The organism is Chitinophaga sp. W3I9 (genome assembly GCF_050434025.1).
Classification (GTDB): Bacteria; Bacteroidota; Bacteroidia; order Chitinophagales; family Chitinophagaceae; genus Chitinophaga.
Genome location: NZ_JBNPWC010000001.1, coordinates 4,435,966 through 4,460,610, shown reverse-complemented (window position 1 = coordinate 4,460,610; position 24,645 = coordinate 4,435,966). Strand labels below are relative to the sequence as shown.

Sequence of the window (24,645 nt, the reverse complement as noted above, 5' to 3'; positions counted from 1 at the left end):
CATTTATGCGTTCAGTTTCACTTCCCAGGTCAGTTTTGTTTTACCCTGACGCAGGGTTTCCGCCACAGAACAATATTTGTTCATAGACAATTCCACAGCGCGCGCTGCTTTATCGGGATCAATATTACCTTTGAGATGAAATACCAGGTGAGCCGTTTCCCAGAGGGAAGGTTCTTTTCCTTTTTCTCTTTCTGCGTCAATTTCAATACGGAAATCGGTTACTTCCTGGCGTTGTTTCTTCAGGATCATCATCACATCAATGGCAGAACAACCACCAAGGCCCATGATCACCATTTGCATAGGTCTTACTCCGTTATTCTTACCGCCATTTTCCAGAGATGAGTCCATCAGTACTTTGTGGCCGCCTTCATCTACTGCCTCCATATTAAATCCGTCATCTACTCTTTGTAATGCTATCTTCATGATTATTAGGTTATCTTCAACAAAGATAAATAAAACCATCAGGATTTATGCAGTGGCCGTCATTCCTCCCTAATTCATAAATCACCGACGCTATTTTGCAATTTTTAATTCTGATATTGTAGTTTTGCGCAAATTCGAAGAAGCATTGTCGGCAAAGGTATTTCACAGTCAAACAGCATTCCGGTTAGAATCCGGCGAAGTATTACCGGGATTACATATCGCGTATCATACGTATGGTACGATGAAAGAAGATGGCAGCAACGTGGTTTGGGTATGTCATGCCTTAACCGCCAACAGTGATGCGGCTGACTGGTGGACTGGCTTAATCGGACCCGGTAAAGCGATCGACCCTTCCAGGCATTTCATTGTGTGTGCTAATATCATTGGGTCCTGCTATGGCAGCAGCGGTCCGCATACTGTAAACCCGGAAACCGGCCATCCATGGTATCGGCAGTTTCCTACCATTACCATCCGGGATATGGTACAGGCGCATATCCTGCTCAGGAAGCAGCTGCAGATTCCCCGTATCCACCTGCTGATCGGCGGTTCTATGGGCGGCTACCAGGCACTGGAATGGGCCTCGCTGGAGCCGGCTGTTACCGACCGTCTGTTCCTGCTGTGCACAGGAGCCGCGGAAAGCGCCTGGGGTATTGCCATCCATACTGCGCAGCGACTGGCCATTGAAGCGGATGATACGTGGCAGGACAACAACCACAGCGCAGGATCGAAAGGGCTGAAAGCCGCCAGGGCTATTGGTATGCTTACTTATCGCAACTACCACACCTTCGTGCGCGCGCAATCAGATGAAGATAAAGAGAAGACCGATAATTTCAGGGCTTCCTCCTATATCATTTACCAGGGCGACAAACTCGTAAAACGCTTTAATGCGCAGTCGTACTGGCTGCTCACCAAGGCAATGGACAGCCATAATATTGCCCGTGGCCGTCATGAAGATATTACCACTACCCTTTCTCATATTCAGCAGCCTACCCTGCTCATAGGCATCAGCAGTGACATTTTATGCCCGCCGGAGGAACAGCAGTTTATAGCGGCACATCTTCCACACGCTACTTATCATGAAATAGATTCTTCGTACGGACATGATGGTTTCCTGATAGAATTTGAGAAGATCGGCAGCATTTTACAGGAATGGATGCAATAACAGCACATTGATTTTTAAGGTATTATAACAAGATAGATGCAGCAGGATGACCCTGTTGCATTTTTATTTTAATCCCCTGCACTCCCGATGGCTATATGCGGTTTTTTTTCTTTATATTTATTTAAACCGAGTCTAAACCTTTTATAAATCCATCGTGTATGAGAAGCATTCTAATCAAAGCCTTCATCGGCTGCCTGGTGCTTTTATTATCCCTGACCCAGATAATTTCGGCCCAAAACCCTGTCTCCCTTAATGGTACTGTACGCGAAAAAGGTTCCGGCAACGTCATGCCCGGTGTAACCGTAGCAGTTAAAGGCTCCAATACCGGGACTATCACCGGCAGCGGAGGCGCTTTTACCCTCAGAACCACACATGCGTTCCCGTTAACACTGGTATTCTCCTACGTAGGCTTCAAAACAGAAGAGCGGGAAGTCTCCTCTGCGGCGGACAAACTGGTAATAGAACTCAGCTCCACTGAAATTCTCGGCCAGGAGGTAGTAGTAGCCGCCAGCCGTACACAGGAAAGCATCCTTCAATCACCGGTGTCCATCGAAAAACTGGATGCCCGCGCCCTGAAGGCCTCCCCCGCACCCTCTTATTATGATGCGCTGGCCAACCTGAAAGGCGTTGAAATGAGCACCCAGAGCTTAACGTTCAAATCAGTGAATACCCGCGGCTTTAACAGCAATGGTAATACCCGCGTGCTGCAACTGAATGATGGAATGGACAACCAGGCCCCCGGGCTGAACTTCGCCGTGGGCAACATGGTGGGCATTCCGGAAGTGGATCTCGACAACATGGAACTCATCCCTGGCGCGGCATCTGCGTTGTATGGCCCCAATGCCCTCAATGGTATCCTCCTGATGAACAGCAAAAACCCGTTCCAGTACCAGGGACTCAGCGCCCTTGTAAAAACCGGTTTCCTCAATGATGCAGGCCGCTCTACCGCCACTACCGGGTATTACGATGTATCTGTGCGTTACGCACATGCCTTTAGTGACAAGGTTGCCTTTAAGCTGAACGTAGGCTATTTACAGGCGAAGGACTGGCAGGCATATGATCACCGCGACCAGAGCCTGGCAAACGGTCATACCCTCGAAAATGGCACCCGCGCTAATAATGAAGGCTATAATGGCGTGAATGTATATGGAGATGAGAATACCGTAAATATGTACACCGGCCTGAAACCTGCCCTGATGCCGCAAATGGTTGCATTGTCGCAGCAACTGGGAGGCGCCCTCACACCGGATCAGTTATATAATGCAATCCTGCCTCCGCAGAATATGTCGAACGTAACCCGCACCGGTTACAACGAAGCGGACGTAGTAGACTATACTACCAAAAACCTCAAACTGAATGCTGCATTGCATTACCGGCTCACCACCAATCTCGAAGCCATTTTACAGGGCAGCTATGGCTCCGGTACTACCGTGTACACAGGAGCTGACCGCTATTCCCTGAAAAACTTCAACATGGGCCAGTATAAAGTGGAATTGAAGAGCCCTGACTTCTATGTAAGATTATACACTACACAGGAAAGGGCGGGCGACAGCTACGCCGGTGGTACCCTGGCTGCCGGTATCAATGAGGCCTGGAAAACCAGTCAGCAGTGGTATAGTGAATACTTCGGTACCTATGGACTGGCCGCAGGCAATCTTTTTAAAACAACTTTTACCAATAACCTCGGACAAGGAATTCCCGCTGCATTTGCTGCTGCCCAGGCGGCAGTTCAATCACAGCAGGCCAACTTTATCGGCGCTGCCAGAACCAATGCCGACAAGGGCCGCCTGATCCCAGGCACACCAGAGTTTGATGCTGCCGCAGATAAAGTGAAGAACAAACCCATACCCGGAGACGCTTCCGGTGTGGGCGCTAAGTTCACCGATAAAACCAACCTGTATCAGGCAGAGTTCATGTACAACTTCCATAACCTGATTCACTTTGCTGAAATACTGGTAGGCGGCAACTACCGCCGCTATGCGCTGAACTCAGAAAAAACACTATTTGCAGTAGATGACAACGGCGATGAATTCCGTATCAATGAGTATGGCGGTTATGTGCAGATCATGAAAAAGATCATAGAGGACCACGTGAAACTGACCGGCTCCCTGCGCTATGATAAGAACATGAATTTTAAAGGCCAGTTTAGTCCACGTTTGTCAGCTGTATATACGTTCCTCGGTACGCATAATATCCGCGCTTCCTATCAAACAGGCTTCCGTATTCCACACAACCAGGATCAGTATATCGATCTCGTAACGCCACAGGCACACCTGATCGGCGGGTTACCGTTCCTCCGCGAACGTTATGGCCTGGATAAAGGACCGGTGTTCTCTCTCCAGTCGGTACAGGCGGGGGCTCCCCAACAGTATGTTTTCCGCGAATTCCTGCCGGAAAGGATCCAGGCATATGAAATAGGTTATAAGGCAGTAATCGCAAAACAATTGCTGGTGGATGCCTATATCTATAAAAATGATTTCAAGAATATGAATGGTACACAGGTGCTGGTGCAACCAACCGCAGATCCTGCAAAGAATAATATATTCTCTGTACCGGTAAGCGCCACTGAAGTAGTGCATTCCTGGGGATGGGCATTGGGACTGGATTACAGCCTGCCGCTCAATTTCACCGCCGGTGGTAACATCTCTTATAATGAACTCACCAATGAAAAGGACCTGGGTTCATTTATGACGATGTATAACACACCAAAGGTGCGCTACAGCCTGAATTTCGGTAACCGCAACATTGCCAATTCCAATTTTGCGTTTAACGTATTATGGAAATGGCAGGACTCCTTCATATGGCAGTCGTCTTTCGTAGGACCTAATTTAAATGCCGCCGGTCTTAGCGAAATTCCTGCCTATGGCACATTGGATGCAATGGTGAGTAAGTTTTTCCCGAAGGCTAAAACCACGGTAAAACTGGGCGCCGCCAATATCCTGAATAAGAAATATATACAGTCGTGGGGTAATCCCACTATTGGCACACAAGGCTATATTTCTATAGGCTATAATTTATAAAAAGAAGAAGCCCCGGATACTGTTTTCTTGTCAGAAAATAATACCCGGGGCTTTTTATATTTGTTTGTCGATTGTTATACTACGTCCCACCAGGGTTTGTCCGACGGGGTGGTTGGATTGTTGAGTGGTATGGCATTGACCTGTGGCGTAATTTTTTTAGCCGTGCTTTCTCCTGTCCACAGGCTGCGGGCTTCTGCCTTAATATCTTCCCTTTGCAGCAATGCGCCCAGTGTGGCTTTCAGCTTTGCGCCCAGTTCCGGTTTCACCATGTATACAAAGTTGGCGTATCCTTCCATGCTGCTGATAATATTTTTTCCTTTGCCCCAGCTTTTATTGGCTAAACCGGTTTTCTCTACATGGTGTAGCAAGGCGCGGAATTTACGCAGGGTGGTACGGTCCAGGCTCAGCTTTTCATTTACCACGATGCCCGTTACTTCGTGTTTATCTCCTTTACGCATCACCTTTAGTTTATCGGGGTGGATGGTAAAACCTTCTTCTTTTACAAACATTTTCACGGCACGCAGCAATTGTCCTGCTTTATCTGCAGCCGGGCCTTTGGCAGAAAATGTCATGTCGTCTGCATATCTCGTATAGGCGTATCCGTACTTTGCCGCCAAACCTGCAAAACGCCTGTCCAGCTTATAACAGATCAGGTTTGTAATAGCGGGGCTGGTAGGGGCTCCCTGCGGGAGATGCCGGGCTGTTTTAGCCACATAGTATTTGCGGCCATCGAGCAGTACTTCATCTACTTCCGGTTCTGTACAAATAAGCGCTAGTATGGTAGCTACCTGTTCAGCGTATCCGAGTTTACAGAATAGTCCTTTTACCCGTTTGTATTCAATTGACGGGAAGAAGTCGCGCAGATCAATGTTGATCACGATATCCTGACCGGTATGTGGCGCTGCGTTGGTAACGATAGATCTGCCCGGTACGAAGCCGTGAGCTGATTCATCATTTTTTATTTTATAGAGAATATTCTCCAGGATCCAGTGTTGTGCGGCTTTCAGTTGCGGCATCGGCGCAGAAATGGTGCGGGCGCCACCGGATTTTTTTGGGATCTGAAAACGTTGATAGTGGGTATGATGCCCGACTTTCCGGTTAAAAGATAAATACCTCAGTTTGCCGATGGTGATGCCCATAGCGTTGGCTAACGCGGTAGCGTCGGCCCATACCGGCAGTCCGAACTTTTGGAGTTGCGCTACATCCGGCACCACTTTATTTAAGCCGGCAGATACTTCCTCACCAAGATATACGATCTGCTGATCTTTGGTGATGGCCCATGCGGCGGCTCTTTCTTTTCTTGCGATTTCGCGGCGTTGTTTTGTTTCTTCCCTTTTCAGTTTAGCTTTTGCCATGCGGGCCTTGCGCATATCTTCCAGCATTGCCCGCTTGTTGCGGTATCGCTGCCGTTCGTTCATCAGATCGTTCAACTGCCGGCGCACCTCATTTTCCTTCTGGATGAGGGTAGCCGCAGGTGAAGGCTGCGCCACATTTTCGGCCCAGAAACCCAGGCGTGTCATTTCCTGTAATATATATTCCTCTTTAGAGGATGCACGTATCTTATCGTACAGTTGTTGACGGGTTAAGGACATGATAAATATGTTTGTATTTATGCTGTTTCATGACTTTGACAACGGAGCCTATCCGTAATAAAAATCCGGTCGTCTAAAATAAAATACCAGTAAAAGGGTGGAAAATGGGCGGTGATACGGCCCTGCTGAGAAGGGGAAACAAAATTCTGTAAAGAGGAAAAGGCCTTCGTGCAAACCATTGACTAAATCAATCAACTCCAGGGAGGGGGCTACGGTACGCATATTTCAGCCCAGGGGGCTTCTACTGGAAATATGCGTACCGTAGCCCCCTCCCAAAGTAAAGATTGCATTTAGTGAAGCATGTATAGTCAGAATACCTGAATGACGAAACATCATTCGTCCCTTTTCGGGCGCAAGTGCAATCAATTCCTCTTTACAAAGATCTTTGTTATTAACGAGTCAGCAAGGTAGAAAATAATCTCCGGAAATAAAAACACCTCCTTAAATTATTTTACCGCTTTATTTTCCGAATGCGCTATACGCAGTGCCAGCATGTGTTCGCACGGCCCTTTGTATAATTTATTCGTACTATAAAAATTACAGTCGCAGTGTGCATTACTTAATCTTTCATCCGCATCAATGGTAATAACGGGATGGTATATACGTTGCACACCTTTTACATTTCCTTTCAGCTGCAAGCCTACTCCCGGGATATCGGTAACCGTCAGTTCCACTTTTCCGGCCTGCACCAGTTTGGTGGCTTCCCCTTCCTGCGGATTGGCAAAGCGCAGCTGGTCCAGCGGCAGTGGCTCACGACTCAGTTCACGGAGGCGGTAAAAGCCAGTGTGCAGATCGTAAATTACTTTGCCTGCCTGGGTATAAATTCCCAGTGCCCCCAATACGGTAGCCCTATCAAGGCCGGTGGCGGCAACAATCGTTTCCGGTTTAGCCATCCACCTGGTTTTCAGGTCTTCAAAAACGGTGAGCTTTGCTACGTCGCTCACGTCTGCTCTTGGCGCCATAAGGTCAAACTGCCCGGCGCGCGACCAGTCGTTGGCGGTCCATCCGCTGAGCCCCAGTGTAAACTGCATATCGCCAAGATCTGCTACATAAAAGGATGGCAACCCGTTACCGGTAAGATGCACGGTGAACTTCTTCGCAATTGGAATCAGCCTTTCCAGGATCAGCAACCGTCTTCTCCCCCATATCCTGATCTCCCTGCTTTGCGGGCCGGTGTATAACGATCTTGCACATACGATTTCCTGGTTCCATGGCTCAAACACTGCACGTACCGGTTTACCGGGTTCCAGGATAAAACGGATCGACCGTGGCCCGTGTTTTTCTTTGAAGCGCCGCAGCCAGGAACAGAAATTATATACATCCATCGGATGCAGGTCAAACGTTGCGGCGGGCAGTGTCATCGCAGAACTCACCTGCAGAAAGCCCCTCACCCAGCTATCGGGCAAATCGATCTTTACTTCATGATATAGTTCCTCCTGCGAGGTTTGCACCTGGAAGCCGGCTGGATCAATCTTAAAATCTGTTTCCTTATAATCACGGATCTTCTGGAATTCGTTATAAAGCGATGCGGAATAATCAATATTGGTAGTGCCGCATTCAAACTCGTTCACTTCTTTGAAAACATTATAACTCGCACTCAGCTTTCCGTAGGTAGATTCGTCCTGGCTGAAACATTCAAAGAACAGTTCATCCGGATGTACGCTGATCACCGGGTCCAGTACAAACCAGGCATCACGGTCTTTCTGGTATAAGTAATCGAAATAATTTTTACGGGCTTTATAAAAAGGGGCCATCACTTTTTCCTTCTCCTGGTAAATACCATTGAGTTCCCCTCTCAGCGCGTCTATCCGCTGATCGGCCGCCTGCGCATCATAGCCGTTCATGAACTCCGCCAGCCACACTGTTTCCTGCTGGGCGGCCCATTCTTTATAGGCTGTTTTATCTTTCGGTTTAAAGCGCAGATCGGATACCACTACATCATGCAGGGCGGAGATGGCCTCCCGGAAAGCTATTTTTTTATGCAGCTTACCCACAAAAAAGGTAGGGTCACGACGGGTATCCGGTGCAAAGGAAATGCCCGCAGCGGTGGCATTGCTGAACACGTTGGAGTTCCCGCTGTATCTGTAATTGAATAACATAAATGGATTACTTTTTAAGATACTCTAATCGCTGTTGGCACTATTTCAATCGGCAGTTCTACCGCATACCGTTCCTGGATACTACGCATTATGGCAATGCAGCGGGCTTTGTCGCCAATGGCTACAGTAGCGGATATATGCGCAATAATATGACCGATATAAGCAGCTGCTTCCTCCGACTTCATGGCTTCCTTTTCCAGGAATACGAAAATCCGTTCCTTGGCAGCGCGGGCTTTGTTTACCCTGCTTAGTACCACCCGGAAATAATGTTCCAGCTGTTGCAGAAACACCAGGTTGCCAGCGGCATATTGCTGCAGGTAGTTAGTCGCAAATAACTGCATGCTTTCACTTGGGTGTTGGCTTAATTTCAGCAGGTAGGTTTGTCCGTCCTGTTCGCGGAAGAAGCGCAGCAGCAATTCCCGGCCAAAGGCCTGGATATCGGGCCGCACGCTGTCGGCCACCGCCACCAGTGTTTCCGGCGACCAGTCGTTATCCGTAAACTGCGTTCTGAAAAATTCCATTGCTTCCTGCCGGGTGTCGTCCCATTTCGCATCGAGCAGGCCAATAGCGGCGTCTCTTTCAAAACGTATACGGGCGACGTTGTTGTAGTAAAAATGCCAGCTCCACTCCCTTACTTTCAGCAGTTCATGATTACCGGCAGCAATTACCTGTTTCACGGACAGCGCCGATGCAGGAATATATTTATCAAGTACCAGCAATCCGAATTGTTGTGCCGACCTGTAATTGGCGTACAGCAGGCGTAAAGCAGTAGCAGTGTCGATATCCTGTAAATAGTCAACCAGCTCATTGCTGAGGGTGGCTTCAATATCGGCATGCATGCCTTCCCCGGTTTCCTTGCGCATGAGCAGTGGCACCAGTTCATTTACCAGGTAAACGGCCATGCGTTTATCCTGCTGTACCAGCCGGCTGATAAGTGGGCGTACCGCATTACGTACATCCGTGTACGTACTTAATAATATATGGAGTACCAGTTCTGGTCTTTTCAATAATTCATCGACGCCCATTGCTTCCAGCACTTCCACACCGGCAGCTCTTACCGGCTGGAATTCATTGCTGATCAGCTGTTTCAACATCGCGTCGGATACTTCGCTGAAGTTAAACGCTCCTTGTTTCAGGAGCAGCAGGCGCGCCGCGAATGCCTGATTGGCCGCTACCGGGCTTTGCAGCAACGCTTCTATATCCGGCATGCCGGTTTCCGTTAGTGCCTCCCGGCAATGTTGCTCCAGGATATTACAGCCATCATTCAGGTTTTCATTGCCTGCCGGCGTGGATGTTTTCAATGCCAGCAACGAAGTAATTGCTTTTGCAGAGAGTATTCTCGCCTTATCCAATGGCAGGTACGCCGGTTTAAGTTGCTTACGGGCAAAGCCGCGCACTTCCTTATAGGGCGAAAATATCAGCTGCATGAGGAAGTCCATGTCCGCAAAGCAAACCGGCTCATTTTCGCTGATCCACTGCAGTCCCTGTAAACGGGCCAGATCCAGTGGGCTCATCACCAGTATGTATAATAGCCGCAACGACGGGTTGGCGGGATCGTATCTTTCTTTGGCCAGTTCCAACCCGAACATGGATGGAATGGAAAATGCGTTAGCCAGCAGCCCGGTAATCACGCCTTCATCCATTTTATCTTTCAGGGTGCTGTAATCCGGATGGGCTTTCAGTTGCTCCATGGCAAAGATGTGGATCGCTTCCATGCGTGCGGATATGAGCAGCTGGATGAAAGCCTGCGGTAACTTTTGCCACAGTTGCAGGAATGGCACATCGCTCACCGGTTGTGCCGGTGATGCCTTATACTCCGGCGGTACGGCCGATGCTGGTGCGTTCTTTTCACCACCCAGCCAGCCGAAGAGTTTCTTCAGCAGGCCGCCTTTGTCTTTCGCGGCGTCGGGGTTGCTACCTGATGTCAGTTTCGTCCGTCCCTGTGCATTAGGTGCTCCGTCATCTTTGAAAACCCATTCCTTGTGATCGGGCGTTAATTGCAGGTTGGCGGCGTTTCCGCGGAGGATATAGTTGAGGTATACCAGTTTTGAATTAGCCGGAAACTGGCGGTAGAAGCTTTCATAGCGGCCATTCACCCAGGTATGTTCGCGGGTCTGGTATTCTTTGGCCGCATCCCTGCTTTCTTCGTATTGCAGCAACAGGGCGGTAGCGAGGCGAACATAATGATCGTCATTTTGTTCACCGAACTGGCGCAGGTTGCGGAATACGCGGTAATGAAGGTAATTACGGGTCCTGTCTGAAAATGCAACTTTACTGGTGGGCCTTTTCAGTTCTTTATCTGCCTGTACAGATTCTTTCAGTTCCGGTATATAAGTGTTTGGAACAAACGGCTTATCGTTATAATCTATACTCGTACCCGGGTTCTTAAACATAGGGGCTTCCCTTTCGAAACGTGCAGCCAGGATGGCTACAATTCCCTGATCGCCGCGCAGTTCCGCCTGTTTGAAGATATGGCGGATATGCTGGAACCAGGATGGCCTGAAAGGCAGGTGCATGAGGAAGTTGCCGATGGCAATTCTCACAGCGGAATGTTCAAAGGCTACGATGTATAAGTCTTCCAGCAGCGGGTAGCTTTGCTCCTGTTGTGTGATGACCCGTTGCTGCAACAGTGTGAGCAATTCTTCTGTACTTCCTTTGGCAACCGCCTGCTGGAATATTTCGGGCAGCCGTTGGAGATAGGAACGCACATGTGCAGCCCGTTCTTCCGTTGGCAATAGCAGTAGCAGGCCATTGGCGGCCAGCATCCTGATATTCAGGGGGCGGGAGCTGTTATCGGCATAAGAGCGGAGTACCGGGATGGCCGCGGGGTCGCCTGATTTACCCAGCGCCCAGAGAGCTGCATAGCGTTGCAGTCCGTCGCCTTTTTCCACGAGCTTGATCAGGTAGGGAACGGCTTCCTTTATCTTTTCTTCACCGGCCCGCCATATTACGCGGGAAGTGCTCCAGGCAGTTTTAAAGCTGCTTTTCCCTTCTACCGCATCTTGTAAACGTTTCAGGATGGCGCGGTGTTTCACGTTTTCCACGAGGGTAGTATCTACCGGGGTAAACGACAGATCCTGAACAGCTTCCTGTTCTCCCAGATAACCTTTACTTCTTTTTTCTTTTTCAAGACCATCGAATATAGTGGTGGCGGCAGATAATGTTACGGGGCTTATAGTTTTGGTACCGTCTTTCAGGGTACCGAAGCGTTTACCATATCTGAAGTTAACAATATACTGTTCCGGGCCAACCTCACAAAGATCAATTTCATAGGTCTTATCCGAGTTTCCTTCCCGGAAAAAGAGTTTTACGTTCCTGACAATACGCATGAGCTAACATTAAAAATAGGTGGCTAAGCTAATAAAAGAATTTTGAATTTGGCGTATGGGGGGTTATATAATTAATATATGCATATACGTTAGGGGTAACATAGCAACGGGCCGGATGGCCGGCCCGTCTTTTTGTTGTAACCTTCATGGATCTTATCCAGAAGTATTTTTAAACGTTAAAGCGGAAGTGCATAACATCCCCGTCGGCAACGATGTATTCTTTACCTTCAATGCGCAGACGGCCGTTGTCACGGGCAGCTGCTTCAGATCCGTATTTTACGTAATCTTCATAAGCAATTACTTCTGCTTTAATGAAGCCTTTCTCAAAATCGGTGTGGATTACGCTGGCAGCCTGGGGAGCTTTCCAGCCTTTATGGATGGTCCAGGCGCGTACTTCCTGCACGCCGGCAGTGAAGTAGGTGATCAGTTCCAGCAGGTTGTAGGCAGAACGGATTAAGCGGTTCAGGCCGGGTTCAGTCAGGCCATATTCTCCCAGGAACAATTCTTTATCGGCAGGATCTTCCATTTCGGAGATCTGTGCTTCGATCGAGTTGTTCATGATAATTACCTGGGCATTTTCTGCTTTCACAGATTCCTGGAGGGCATTTGAAAATTTGTTACCGGTATGAAGGGATGCTTCATCTACGTTGGCTACGTACAGTACTGGTTTTTCAGTGAGCAGGAACAGGTCGGCAATGGCTACCCGTTCTTCTTTACTGAGGCCCAGTTCACGGATGTTACGGCCTTTCTCCAGGTGTTCCTGGCATCTTTTCAGTATTTCGAATTCAATCTTTGCTTTTGGATCGCCACCGGTTTTAGCCATTTTCTCGGTACGGGCTACTTTACGCTCCACGCTGTCGAGGTCTTTCAGCTGTAATTCGGTGTCAATGATTTCCTTATCGCTGACAGGGTTGATCTCTCCTTCTTCGCGGAGGATGTTTTCATCTTCAAAGCAGCGGATCACGTGAACGATCGCATCCACCTCACGGATATTGGCCAGGAACTTGTTTCCCAGACCTTCCCCTTTGCTGGCGCCTTTAACCAGGCCGGCAATGTCCACAAACTCGATGGTAGTAGGCACCACGCGGTCAGGCTTTACCAGCTCTGCCAGTTTATGCATACGTTCGTCCGGTACATCCACCTGGCCAACGTTAGGTTCTATAGTACAGAAGCGGTAGTTACTGGCCTGCGCCTTAGCGCTGTTGCTCACCGCATTAAATAAAGTCGATTTTCCTACATTCGGCAATCCTACAATTCCAACTTGCAAAGCCATTTTTTAAAATTTGCGCAAAGATAGGTTTATTTTAGTTTATTTGTTGATTGAATAAACCAATAATCTAATGGCATTAAACTACGTATGGCTGGGATTTTTTCTTATTGCATTTGTTGTAGCACTTTTCAAGTCAGTAGTTTTACATGATGCGTCTATTTTTGGGGAGATTATGAACGGCATGTTTGCCAGCGCCAAAACCGGTGCAGAGATCTCCCTGGGACTGGCCGGCATCATGACTTTATGGCTGGGCATCATGCGGATCGGCGAGGTGGCCGGTATGATCAACCGGTTTTCCAGGCTGGTAAATCCTTTCTTTTCCAAGCTGTTCCCGGAGGTGCCGAAGGGGCATCCGGCCATGGGGTCTATGATGATGAACTTCTCTGCCACCATGCTGGGACTGGATAATGCCGCCACGCCTATGGGGCTGAAGGCGATGAAGGAGCTGCAGGAGATCAATCCCCGGCCGGAGGAAGCGAGTAATCCGCAGATCATGTTCCTGGTGCTGAATACAGCCGGCGTGGTGCTGATCCCCACTTCTGTGATTGCCATACGGCTGGCCGCGGGTGCGGCTAACCCGGCGGATATCTTCATCCCTACCCTGATATCCACCTTCATGGCCTTTATCATGGGGATGTTTGTGGTTTCCATCTATCAGAAAATCAATCTTTTTAAACTCCCTGTCTTGGTATTCCTGGCCCTGTTTGCCGGGATTATGGCTGCTTTATGGTTTTGGGTCCGCAGTTTACCTCCTGCGGAGATAGGCCCTAAAACGGCTTCCCTCGGTGGCGCGATCATTTTCAGCATTGTTATCATTTTCCTGGTGGCAGGGATGGTAAAAAAGATCAACGTATACGATGCCTTTATTGAGGGGGCGAAAGAAGGTTTCCAGGTATCTGTAAGAATTATTCCCTACCTGGTGGGTATGCTGGTAGCGATCAGCGTGTTCCGGACCACCGGTTGCCTCGACTATATTACCAACGGCATCGGACTCTTGTTTGCGGCGATGGGGTTCAATACGGATTTTGTTCCTGCCCTGCCGGTGGCCTTTATGAAACCGCTGAGTGGCGGAGGCGCCCGTGCCCTGATGGTGGATATCCTGAAAACGCACGGACCGGATTCTTTTGTGGGTAAACTGGCCAGCATTATACAGGGTACCACAGAAACTACCTTTTACGTGCTCGCAGTGTATTTTGGCTCAGTCAATATCAAACTCACACGGTATGCCCTGGCAGCCGGACTGATTGCCGACTTCTTTGGTATGCTCTGCGCAATATTACTCGGCTATCTCTTCTTTCATTAAATCACCGGAGTATGCTATAAATGAAAAAAGGAAGGCATTCAGCCTTCCTTTTTTCATTTATAGCTATTAAGCTGGTACATTAATCGTGGCATTCACCCGTTTCACAAAATCATCTGCACCGGTGGGGCTGATCAGCCATTTCCTGTTGAGTGATTCTATCAGCACCAGGTTTTCCCGGCTGGTACACCAGCGCTGGTACTTGCCTATTTCACTGGAACGGTAGGTACCGAGGTACCCGAAAATGCCTCCTAATCCCAGTAAGCGGGAGCTTGTGCCCAGGTCTTCTTCCGTGATGCTTCTCAGTCTTACCACATCTTCCAGCTGAATGGTAATGCTATGCAGCGGGCGCTTGATAAGTATAGTCGTAGCCGTTAGAATGTAATACCGGGGGCTCAGACACCAGGCTACCAGGATGGCTGGCACCAGGATAAACAAAAACATGGTAGTGGTAACTGCATCATGCGAAACATCCGTCATCTGTCTGCATAAAAACACAAGCGTAATAATGATGACCAGGTTCGTTACAATCTTCGAGTTATCATCCAACGGGGCAGCGTATCTCATATATATGGCTCTCCTTTAGTTCGGTGAGTAAGATAAAAAAAATTGGTTATATGCTATCATACTTCCCTGTTTTTTCTTCAATGGTAACATCCCCGTCTTTTCTTATCTGCATTTTTATATATACCAATAACTGGGATGCACCTGCCTTAAAACATACTTCCTGGGTTTTACGCACCACTTCCATCAACTCCTCGTAGGTGCCTTCCATCACCGTTTCAAAAGGGCATACCCTGTATTTTACACCGGAATCTTTAATCACCGCAATTGCTTCGTCTACTACTGCGTAAACCTGCTCTGAAGGTACTGAAGGAATGATTTGAAGGGCTAAATTGATCTTATTGCTCATCTTTTATTTACTTTTTAATTTTATGGTTACCAATCTATTAAAACAAAATACTTACAGTAATGGTTTAAATGAAACGATCATTTTTTGCGGCCAATTTGTTAGTGATCATGAAAAATAGCCTATTTACATTATAGTATCACTTCAATTAAATCTCTCAATATATTAATTATCAATTGTTAAACAGAATATAATCTTATAATTTACTACTATTTAAAATCACTGAACGTTTCATTATATATAACAAATAAAAACAATCCATTCGGCTTGTTTATTCCGCCGGTCGGGTGGTAAAACTACGAAAGGCAACACACAAATGAACATGTGTTGCCTTTATCATCATAAAGAGCTGGACTATATTTTTGTAGCGAGATAGTTAAACTGGTCTATTCTGTCGAAAGTAAAATTAGCTAATGAGCTCAACTTATCGTTTACAGTATTGTCACCTTCATAGCGTTCAAAAATGATACGCAGATGATCGGCTTTGCCGATAAAATTACGCGCACCTTCCAGCACTTCTGTCTCCATTCCTTCCACATCCAGCTTCATAACGATTTTACTGTGCAGGTCAAATCCTATTTCAGGAATCAGGTCATCCAGTTTTTCAATAGGAATATTGCCTTCTTTATCGTTATCCCGGTCGATATAACTTGACCCGGTAACAGTACTCATAATATTGAAGTTCACCTTCTCCTGCCTGCTACCAAGACCGCAGGCGTAAAGTTTCACTTTATCTTCCACATGATTGAGGGTGATATTTTCCTGCACGGCTTTGTAATTCACGGGTTCAAAAGCAACACAGGGGATTCCTTTTCCACCCAGCCATACATCATACTCTCCGATACAGGCGCCAATGTCAATAAAACCGTCGATGTTCCCATTTTCTACCTGCTCCTTTAGGAAGTCGCGTACCCGCTTCTCGTATGCATAATTAATAAACTGGAAGTCGGTTGTGCCTCCGCGGATCCGGAAAAGTCCCATGGCTGATTTTGCGTTCCATTCGTTCAGAGAGGGTTTGTTTAACAAAACGAGTTTAAGGGATGCTTGCAGGGATTTCCAGTCGTTATACCTGATATATTCACTAAAATAGGCAAGATACTGCCTGTACTTGGATAAATTCCTCCAGGAAGGATAATAGGCTTGATCTTTCATAACTTTGGGGGATTTACACTGAATTTAAAACTAAAAAAGGATAACAGCAAGCCTCCGCAAGCCGTTACCCTATTTATTTTCAGGCATCAAATTATATCTATTTATAATTCGAAAATCCTCTTCATCTATATGTACAATTACCCCTTCTTTTTATAGTTTACTTCATACAGATCCCGCCGGATATCTTTTTTAGTTTGCACGCTTCCAAAAGCGTGTAATTCTTTCAATAATACCAGGTCCACATCCGCGATAACCACCATTTCGGTGTTTGGCGTTGATTCTGCCTTAATGCCTGTTACCGGAAAAGCAAAATCTGATGGGGTAAATACACAGGATTGCGCATATTGCAGGTCCATATTATTTACCTTCGGCAAATTCCCGATACAGCCGGCGATGGCCACATAGCACTCATTTTCAACGGCTCTGGCCTGCGCGCAGAACCGTACCCGGTTATAGGCATGCTGCGTATCTGTCATGAAAGGCACAAACAGGATCTGCATACCTTGTTCTGCCAGGATACGGGATGGTTCGGGGAACTCCACGTCATAGCAGATCTGGATGCCGATTTTACCGCAATCTGTATCAAACACTTTAATATCGCTTCCTCCCTTAATTCCCCAGGCAGCTACCTCGCCGGGTGTGGGATGGATCTTAATATACTGCTCGTAGGTACCATCCCGGCGGCAGAGGTAGGAGATATTATACAGTACCTCATCGATCACAATCGGCATACTGCCTGAGATGATATTAACATTATAAGCTACCGCATGCTGCTGGAATATTTCCCTTAACTGCTGCGTGTATTGGGCTACTCCCCTGATAGCTCCTGCTGGGTCCATCTGGTTGAACTCTTTCATCAACGGAGAGTTAAAGAGTTCCGGGAAAACAACAAAGTCGGATCCATAGTCGCTTACTGCATCGATAAAATACTCCACCTGTTGCAGGAAACCTTCAAGACTGCCATAATCCCGCATCTGCCACTGCACTAGTCCTATGCGTACGGTTGATTTGTTATAGCGGATGGTATCCAGGTCCTTTTCGTAATAGATATTAAACCACTGCAGCAACGTCGCAAAGCCTTTCGAAGCCTCATCGTTAGGCAGGTAGTTTTTAAGGATCTTCTTTACCGTGAAATCATTTGAAAACTGGAATGTGAGGGTGGGATCATAAATTTCCCGGTCCTGCACTTTCTCGATATACTCCCTGGGCGACATCCGGTCGGAGAACTTTTCAAAATTAGGTATACGTCCGCCGGCCACGATCCCCTGCAGGTTCAGTTGTTCGCAGAGATTTTTACGGGCGTCATATAAGCGGCGGGCCAGTCGCTTACCGCGATAATCGGGATGTACGAACACCTCGATCCCATAAAGTGTATCGCCTTTTGGATTATGCGTATTAAACGTATAGTAACCGGTGATCTGTTCATAAGTATGACTATCACCAAATTTCTCATAGTCCACTATAATGGCCAGTGCGCACCCCACTACCTTGTCATTTACCGTCACTGCGATCTGCCCTTCCGGGAAAAGTGTGATCAGTCGCCGTATGGTTGGCTCCCGCCAATAGCTGCCGGCCATATCGGCATAGGCAGACACCATGGATTCTTTAAGATCCAGGTAATCCTCAACGGTCAATGTTCTTATTTCTACTGTTTCTGACATAGCCTCTTTTTCTGTTTTTAAAGAACGATTCTTATTCTAATACTCCAATAATATCGATTTTTTTTATTTACTTTGCATTTAGAGCTAAGAAGTTCAATATTTAACCATCCCCAACGGCAGACCTGCACATATTAATTCAATAAACCGATATACATCATCTACACTTTGCTACTGTGCCTTTAATTCAAAACAGAGATATCGTTGTAATAGGGCTGCAACAATGGTACACTACTATTGGAAGCAACTGTAAAAATATTGCGCGGGAATTTGCCCGGCATAACAGGGTATTATATATTAACGCTCCGCTGGACAGGAATACCCTTATGACCGGGAAGGAAGATCCGCATGTGCAATACCAGCTGAATGCTATTCAGAAAAAGGTACCTGCCATCGTGCCGATCAGTGACAACCTCTGGAACTACTACCCTTCTGCCATCCTCGAATCTATTAACTGGCTGCCTTTCACCCCTTTATTCTCCTGGTTTAACAAGCGGAATAACAGAAAGTTTGCAGACAGTATTATGGATGCTGTCAAGGAAATGAATTTCAAAGACATCATTCTATTTAATGATAATGATATATTCCGCGGCTTCTACCTCAAGGAAATGCTGCAGCCTTCCAGTTATGTATATTATAGCAGGGACTACCTGCTGGGCGTGCCTTACTGGAAAAAGCACGGGCTGCGGCTTGAACCGCAGCACATTGCCAAGGCCGATGCCGCAGTAGCCAATTCATTATACCTCAAGGAAATGCTGCAGCAGTACAACCCTTCCAGCTATTATGTGGGACAGGGATGTGACCTCCGGCTGTTCAATGCGGCAGATAAACATCCGGTTCCGGATGATGTGCCAACAGGACAGGGACCGGTTATTGGTTATGTGGGGGCGCTTAAATCATTGCGACTGGATATTTCCGTTTTGGTAAAGATAGCCAGCGAACGGCCGGAATGGAAGTTGGTGCTGGTTGGCCCGGAAGATGATGACTTCAAAGCGTCAGCGCTTCATCAGCTACCCAACGTTTATTTTACGGGGCATAAGGACTTATCGCAGCTTCCTGCCTATGTGCAGTCCTTTGATGTGTGTCTTAATCCACAAGTCATCAATGAAGTCACAGCAGGCAATTACCCGTTGAAAATCGACGAATATCTTGCCATGGGTAAGCCGGTGGTAGCAACCGCTACTAAAACCATGGAACTGTTCAGGGATTATGTTTACCTGGCGCCTTCACCAGACGATTATGTTCCATTGATTGAAAAAGCTTTATCAGATAACGCAGATCCGGGGCTGGCCGCTGAGCGTATCCGCTTTGCAGGAACACATACCTGGGAGAATTCCGTTGCGGCCATTTACCAGGCGATCTTAAATTCCAGTGGTAATTGATTATGAGTATAAAAGACAAACTGAAACAACACCCGGGGCTGAAGAAACTGGCTTTATACCTGCTGATGCCCAAGCATCAGGCCCGTCCACGCCTGTGGGTGCGGTTGTTTATCAATCCCTTCCTCCATAAAAAAGGAAAAGGCTCCCTGATAAGAAGGCGGACACGGATGGATGTGTTGCCATTTAACACTTTTACTCTCGGAAACTATTCCACCATAGAAGACTTTGCCACCGTAAATAATGGAATGGGCGCGGTAATTATTGGCGACCATGTAAGGATCGGGATAGGCAATGTGCTGATTGGCCCGGTTCGTATAGGCGACAATGTTATATTGGCGCAGAACATTGTATTATCAGGTTTGAATCACGGGTACAAAGATCCCGATGTTCCGATTGCGTTGCAGCCCTGCACCGTTGGAGAAATTGTTGTAGAAGCAGATTGCTGGATTGGCGCCAACAGCGTTATTACCGCAGGCGTAACCATCGGCCGCCATTCTGTAGTGGCGGGCGGCAGTGTGGTTACCAAAGACGTTCCTCCTTTTACAATAGTGGCGGGCAACCCTGCCCGCCCTATCCGTCAATATCAGTTATCCAGTGGTACCTGGGAAAAAATCTAGTTGCTTACTTTTATAAAACGGCCTTTCTTATTGTAGCTGCTGTCTTCCGACTTCACATCTATAATGAAATGTCCGTTTGATAAATTGCTGATGTTCACTTCTGTCTGGAATGAATCAGGCGTGGTGTATCTCAGCTGTTGCTGCATGCGGCCATTCATGTCGAAAATCCTCACCTGCAAAGGCGTTGCGCCGCTCCGCACGATCCGTAACCGGATGTATTGTGTGGCCGGATTCGGGAATATACCCAATGAGTCTTCCTCATGTGTGATAATATCGTTGCCCAGTACGGTTAAGGTAAAGCTGCTGGTAGCCGTACCGCCCCTGTCATCCGTCACAGTAAGTTTGAATTCGTATTTGCCGGCATGGAGGCCGTTGATCAGTGTTTGTACCTGGTCAGGGCTTTTTAAATTGGCGGTGGCGGGTCCCTCTATCTGTGTCCATTCATACTTCACAATATTACCATCAGGATCATAAGATGAACTGCCATCTGCAATGAACGAATTCATTGGCTGCTGAATGCTCCTATCACCCTGTGTTTGGGCTACCGGCGCTTTATTTTCCAAAGGCAGTACCGTGATACTTACTGAAGAAGAATTGGTGGCGCCATTGTTATCGGTGACCGTCAGCCGGAACGTATAAGTTCCCGCCTGCAGGTTGGTGACATTTGTTTTGGCGGCATTGGTCGCAGAAAGATTCCCTCCTGCAGGACCTGCGGTTTTCTCCCAGAGCCAGGTAACGATTTGTCCGTCGGCATCTGTGGAGGCGCTGCCATCCAGGGCTGCGCTGCTTACCGGTAGCTGGATCTGTATATCATTTCCGGCAACGGCCACCGGTGGATTATTCACCGGCGCTCCGGTTACTGTAATGCTCACAGTGGCATTGCTGGTAGCGCCATCGTTATCAGTGACTGTCAGCCGGAACGTATAAGTTCCCGCCTGCAGGTTGGTGACATTTGTTTTGGCTGCGTTAGCGGCGGAAAGATTTCCTCCCGCAGGACCGGCAGTTTTTTCCCATAGCCAGGTAACGATTTGTCCGTCGGCATCTGTGGAGGCGCTGCCATCCAGGGCTGCGCTGCTTACCGGTAACTGGATCTGTATATCATTCCCTGCAACGGCCACCGGTGGATTATTCACCGGCGCTGCGGTTACTGTAATGTTCACAGTGGCATTGCTGGTAGCGCCATCGTTATCGGTGACTGTCAGCCGGAACGTATAAGTTCCCGCCTGCAGGTTGGTGACATTTGTTTTTGCAGCGTTGGTAGCTGAAAGATTTCCTCCCACAGGGCCAGCGGTTTTCTCCCATAGCCAGGTAACGATTTGCCCGTCGGCATCTGTGGAGGCGCTGCCATCCAGGGCTGCGCTGCTTACCGGTAACTGGATAGCTATGTCATTGCCCGCATCTGCTACCGGCGACAGATTGGGCGCTGCTGCCAGTACCAGGATGGTTACGGTGGCTGTGGCAGTGGCGTTATTATTATCAGTAACCGTTAACTGGTAGGTATAGGTACCGGCAGACAGGTTGCTCACCGTTGTTTTGGATGCGCCGGCGCTTGCCAGGTCTCCGCCAGCCGGGCCGGTGGTTTTCTGCCATGACCAGTTCACGATTTGTCCGTCGCTGTCAGTGGAACTACTGCCGTCGAGCGCACTCGTGTTTACCGGCAACTGGATCTGTATATTTTTCCCGGCATAAGCTACTGGTGGTTTATTAGCAGCAGCGGTTACGGTAACATTTACGGTGGCCGTATCCTTTGCACCGGTGTTGTCTGTGATAATGAGACGGTAAGTGTAAGTACCCGCCAACAGGTTGGCTACATTTGTTTTGGCGGCATTGGCGGCGGAAAGATCGCCCCCGGCAGGACCGGCGGTTTTTGTCCAGGACCAGGTGGTTATTTGTCCGTCGGCATCCGCAGAGGCGCTGCCGTCCAGTGATGCACTGTTTACGGGCAACTGTACCTGGATATTACTTCCGGCATTGGCCACCGGCGGTTTATTAGCCGCGGCGGTTACGGTGACATTAACGGTGGCCGTATCCTTGGCGCCGGTGTTATCTGTGATGATGAGACGGTAAGTATAAGTGCCTGCCACCAGGTTGGCTACATTTGTTTTAGCGGCATTGGCAGCGGAAAGATCGCCCCCGGCAGGACCGGCGGTTTTCGTCCAGGCCCAGGTGGTTATTTGTCCGTCGGCATCCATAGAGGCGCTGCCGTCCAGTGATGCACTGTTTACGGGCAACTGTACCTGGATATTACTTCCGGCATTGGCCACCGGTGGCTTATTAGCAGCGGGTTTCACGGTAACCGTGATGCTGTCGCTATCTGTCAGCCCCTTATCGTCTGTGACGGTCAAAGCATATACATAGGTTCCCTGTGTAAGTCCCGTTACATTTGTTTTAATGACGTTCGGGCTCACAATGGTGCCGGCGGTGGGACCACTGATCTTCTTCCACGCATAGCTTTGAATGGTGCTGCCGCCTGAAGCGGCCGATGATGCGCCGTCCAGGGTTACATAATCTATTGGTAAGGTAATGGTAAGGTCACCACCTGCATTTGAAACGGGTGGTGAAGTGGTACCGGTTTTCAACTCAAAAGCACCCACATCGTATTTGCTCTGCTGTGGACGGGCGGTATTGTCGAAATCTGTTTTCAGGGAAAAGTCAGTCATATCCCTGCCGGTGTTTACCGCTGTTGAAGTAGATGTCAGCCGGTAGTTTTTCGCAGCTCCGTCCACAAATTTGGCGGAGGCCACATCTGTATAACAAAGATTGTTGCTGGCGGTCAGCTTAATAGGCTGGTCTCCTTTAATATACATTCCCTTTGAAGGATAATCGTAGGCTGTTCCTGTTTCCACCAGCAGGTTATTATACACCTGGTGCCCGATGGGTGTCTGGTAGGCAAATATCTTTATACCGTTCTTACCTGCATCTGTATTAACAATGGTATTATTGTAGATGATGGCAGCGGGAGGAGGAAAAACATCCAGAGTGGTGTTTTCCGGAATCTTATCTGCCACGTTGATTCCTTCATAAAAAATATCAGAGATCACATTGTTATATATTTCGCTTACGCCCGAACCGAAAACCGTAACACCTGGCATATAGCCAGTGGTGATGGTGTTATTATAAACTTTCAGGGCGGAACCGGAACCAATCAGGATTCCGTAACCATGTGCAGAGTTCTTTGAAGTGGCATAATTTACCAACCGGTTATTGAATACGCGGTTGTCACCATTCTTGGCCATGGAGATCTGTAATCCGTCGCTGCCAATATTTTCCAGGTCATTGTCGTATACCCAGAGGTTTTCAATCCAGTGCGACTTCATATCAACGCAGGTACCTTCTGTCCAGTAGTAATGCGTGTTACCGATATAAAAACCTTCACCGGTCGAGTTGCGGCATTTAATGTGATGGAGTTTCACATTCTTCATTACAAAGTTGCCTTCGAGGTATTGAGGCTGCGCACAGGTTTGCAGGGTTTTTGCCTGTAACAGGATGTTACCATCGTGGATATAGACATTATGCACATCAAAATCGGAGGCGCCCATACCCAGTGTAAGACCGAATATTTTAAGGCCTGTTATATTTGTACCATTCAGGTCAAACCCAAATTCATAATTTTTATCTCCGCTCCCGCTTATCTCTACAAACCGGCAGGTTGGCGCATTGAATACGGCTGCAGTTCCCTGGTTCTTTACGCCCAGCTTTACCTGTCCGCCACAGTTGATGATAACAATAGGTTTCGCTGCAGTTCCAGTCAGGTTGCCGAGATGCAGGTATTCATATTCTCCGGCCGGAATACATAATGTGTCACCGGGATTTACGTTAAATGTTTTCATTGCGTCCGGATAATACATTTCTGCACGTCCGTTGGCGGTGTTGCTCATTGGTACAACAATACGTTTCCCTCCTGTAACGGGTGGCGGCGTGGTGGGTACTGTTCCACCCTGCGTATACTGCAGCATCCACTCATACATATTTTTGCCATCTTCCTTTGTGGCGGGATCGTAAGCCCTGGTCCACGCATCGTGGGAAGCGGCGCTGTAAATAGAAAGTTTTGCCAGCGGATTGGGGGCCGGCACGGTGGCATTAATATATTTTACCCAGTTTTTTGAATAGTCGGAAGGCACTGTTGGATCAGCGTCGTTATGAAAAGCCCATACCGGTGTATTATTTGAAGCCACTACCGCAGCATAGGCGGTGGTGGGTGGATACATGCCGCAAACAACAGCTGCTGCTGCAAAAGCCTTGGCCTTGGTTTTATCTTCACAGAGCGTGCCCCACGTTAGTCCACCTCCCATGCTCAGGCCTGTGATATAAATGCGGGAAGGATCGATATCATATTTTGTAAGAAGATAATTTTTAAACAGCGTCACATCTCCGGAACCCGGCCAGGTGTTAAACTGGGGGGATATCACTATAAATGAAAAAGTTTGATTGTTTACGGTGAAGGTGGTGGGAAATTTCCCATCGTTGATTACCCGTGGGAGACCATTTCTGAGTACTGCAGATAACGGAGAGCCATAGCTGGCCAGTTCCCCGTTGCCATGAAAGAAAATAATCAGGGGATATTTCTTTCCACTCCCGGGCGTATAGCCGGCGGGAAGATATTCATAGAAGCCTTTGATATTGGACATCGTAGGATCACTAAACGAACGCGCTGTCTGAACCTGGCTGAAAACAGGGACCGACCCAAAACAGGATATTAATAATATAACAGCGCCTAGCCTATAAATACCG

At 47.9% G+C, this 24,645-nt stretch carries 15 protein-coding genes; 5 read left to right on the top strand and 10 right to left on the bottom strand.

The genetic code is table 11. From position 1 onward, the window contains the following. Positions 1–3 precede the first annotated feature (3 nt). Positions 4–423 (bottom strand): OsmC family protein, encoded by a 420-nt coding sequence (locus tag QFZ51_RS18170; protein ID WP_370910379.1) that lies wholly within the window; start codon positions 421–423, stop codon positions 4–6. 124 nt (positions 424–547) lie between these two features. Here QFZ51_RS18170 and metX point away from each other — a divergent pair, with 124 nt between their 5' ends. After that, positions 548–1,585: a homoserine O-acetyltransferase MetX gene (gene metX, locus QFZ51_RS18165; protein WP_429047761.1), complete on the top strand. Its 1,038-nt coding sequence runs from the start codon at positions 548–550 to the stop codon at positions 1,583–1,585. Between the two features lie 158 nt (positions 1,586–1,743). Beyond that, entirely contained in the window at positions 1,744–4,605 is a 2,862-nt protein-coding gene (locus tag QFZ51_RS18160) for a TonB-dependent receptor (protein ID WP_370910377.1), read from the top strand. A 74-nt stretch (positions 4,606–4,679) separates the two neighbouring features. Here QFZ51_RS18160 and QFZ51_RS18155 read toward each other — a convergent pair whose 3' ends face one another. The 4 genes from QFZ51_RS18155 to ychF form a co-directional block, all read right to left on the bottom strand. After that, complete coding sequence (locus QFZ51_RS18155; protein ID WP_429047757.1) at positions 4,680–6,197, bottom strand: reverse transcriptase family protein; 1,518 nt, start codon at positions 6,195–6,197, stop codon at positions 4,680–4,682. 446 nt (positions 6,198–6,643) lie between these two features. After that, positions 6,644–8,296 (bottom strand): SWIM zinc finger family protein, encoded by a 1,653-nt coding sequence (locus QFZ51_RS18150; RefSeq protein WP_429047754.1) that lies wholly within the window; start codon positions 8,294–8,296, stop codon positions 6,644–6,646. A gap of 14 nt (positions 8,297–8,310) precedes the next feature. Next, positions 8,311–11,625: a HEAT repeat domain-containing protein gene (locus QFZ51_RS18145; RefSeq protein WP_429047752.1), complete on the bottom strand. Its 3,315-nt coding sequence runs from the start codon at positions 11,623–11,625 to the stop codon at positions 8,311–8,313. Positions 11,626–11,794: 169 nt separating this feature from the next. Next, complete coding sequence (ychF, locus tag QFZ51_RS18140) at positions 11,795–12,898, bottom strand: redox-regulated ATPase YchF (protein WP_429047750.1); 1,104 nt, start codon at positions 12,896–12,898, stop codon at positions 11,795–11,797. A gap of 67 nt (positions 12,899–12,965) precedes the next feature. Here ychF and QFZ51_RS18135 point away from each other — a divergent pair, with 67 nt between their 5' ends. Beyond that, positions 12,966–14,198: a nucleoside recognition domain-containing protein gene (locus QFZ51_RS18135; RefSeq protein WP_429047749.1), complete on the top strand. Its 1,233-nt coding sequence runs from the start codon at positions 12,966–12,968 to the stop codon at positions 14,196–14,198. 66 nt (positions 14,199–14,264) lie between these two features. Here QFZ51_RS18135 and QFZ51_RS18130 read toward each other — a convergent pair whose 3' ends face one another. The 4 genes from QFZ51_RS18130 to QFZ51_RS18115 form a co-directional block, all read right to left on the bottom strand. Continuing rightward, positions 14,265–14,762 (bottom strand): PH domain-containing protein, encoded by a 498-nt coding sequence (locus tag QFZ51_RS18130; RefSeq protein ID WP_370910371.1) that lies wholly within the window; start codon positions 14,760–14,762, stop codon positions 14,265–14,267. 46 nt (positions 14,763–14,808) lie between these two features. Beyond that, a complete protein-coding gene (locus tag QFZ51_RS18125; RefSeq protein WP_370910370.1) occupies positions 14,809–15,108 on the bottom strand; it encodes a thiamine-binding protein in 300 nt (99 codons plus the stop codon). 351 nt (positions 15,109–15,459) lie between these two features. Then, positions 15,460–16,257: an FkbM family methyltransferase gene (locus QFZ51_RS18120; protein WP_429047745.1), complete on the bottom strand. Its 798-nt coding sequence runs from the start codon at positions 16,255–16,257 to the stop codon at positions 15,460–15,462. 137 nt (positions 16,258–16,394) lie between these two features. Continuing rightward, positions 16,395–17,918, bottom strand: a complete 1,524-nt coding sequence (locus tag QFZ51_RS18115) for a GNAT family N-acetyltransferase (RefSeq protein ID WP_370910368.1) — start codon at positions 17,916–17,918, stop codon at positions 16,395–16,397. 173 nt (positions 17,919–18,091) lie between these two features. Between QFZ51_RS18115 and QFZ51_RS18110 the strand changes: the two genes are divergently transcribed. Beyond that, positions 18,092–19,297: a glycosyltransferase gene (locus tag QFZ51_RS18110; RefSeq protein WP_429047742.1), complete on the top strand. Its 1,206-nt coding sequence runs from the start codon at positions 18,092–18,094 to the stop codon at positions 19,295–19,297. A 2-nt stretch (positions 19,298–19,299) separates the two neighbouring features. Next, the gene (locus QFZ51_RS18105; RefSeq protein WP_370910366.1) at positions 19,300–19,914 is read left to right on the top strand and encodes an acyltransferase; all 615 of its coding nucleotides are present in this window, start codon (positions 19,300–19,302) and stop codon (positions 19,912–19,914) included. Here QFZ51_RS18105 and QFZ51_RS18100 read toward each other — a convergent pair. Continuing rightward, the gene (locus tag QFZ51_RS18100; protein ID WP_429047741.1) at positions 19,911–24,542 is read right to left on the bottom strand and encodes a PKD domain-containing protein; all 4,632 of its coding nucleotides are present in this window, start codon (positions 24,540–24,542) and stop codon (positions 19,911–19,913) included. The two genes, QFZ51_RS18105 and QFZ51_RS18100, sit on opposite strands and share 4 nt — an antisense overlap. Positions 24,543–24,645: the final 103 nt, after the last annotated feature.

Bases quoted from the DNA above. Each gene is read 5' to 3' on its own strand.
- QFZ51_RS18170 (WP_370910379.1), bottom strand. From the start codon at position 423: ATGAAGATAGCATTACAAAGAGTAGATGACGGATTTAATATGGAGGCA.
- ychF (WP_429047750.1), bottom strand. From the start codon at position 12,898: ATGGCTTTGCAAGTTGGAATTGTAGGATTGCCGAATGTAGGAAAATCG.
- QFZ51_RS18135 (WP_429047749.1), top strand. From the start codon at position 12,966: ATGGCATTAAACTACGTATGGCTGGGATTTTTTCTTATTGCATTTGTT.
- QFZ51_RS18145 (WP_429047752.1), bottom strand. From the start codon at position 11,625: ATGCGTATTGTCAGGAACGTAAAACTCTTTTTCCGGGAAGGAAACTCG.
- QFZ51_RS18105 (WP_370910366.1), top strand. From the start codon at position 19,300: ATGAGTATAAAAGACAAACTGAAACAACACCCGGGGCTGAAGAAACTG.
- QFZ51_RS18120 (WP_429047745.1), bottom strand. From the start codon at position 16,257: ATGAAAGATCAAGCCTATTATCCTTCCTGGAGGAATTTATCCAAGTAC.
- QFZ51_RS18155 (WP_429047757.1), bottom strand. From the start codon at position 6,197: ATGTCCTTAACCCGTCAACAACTGTACGATAAGATACGTGCATCCTCT.
- QFZ51_RS18125 (WP_370910370.1), bottom strand. From the start codon at position 15,108: ATGAGCAATAAGATCAATTTAGCCCTTCAAATCATTCCTTCAGTACCT.
- QFZ51_RS18130 (WP_370910371.1), bottom strand. From the start codon at position 14,762: ATGAGATACGCTGCCCCGTTGGATGATAACTCGAAGATTGTAACGAAC.
- QFZ51_RS18100 (WP_429047741.1), bottom strand. From the start codon at position 24,542: ATGTCCAATATCAAAGGCTTCTATGAATATCTTCCCGCCGGCTATACG.
- QFZ51_RS18150 (WP_429047754.1), bottom strand. From the start codon at position 8,296: ATGTTATTCAATTACAGATACAGCGGGAACTCCAACGTGTTCAGCAAT.
- QFZ51_RS18115 (WP_370910368.1), bottom strand. From the start codon at position 17,918: ATGTCAGAAACAGTAGAAATAAGAACATTGACCGTTGAGGATTACCTG.
- QFZ51_RS18160 (WP_370910377.1), top strand. From the start codon at position 1,744: ATGAGAAGCATTCTAATCAAAGCCTTCATCGGCTGCCTGGTGCTTTTA.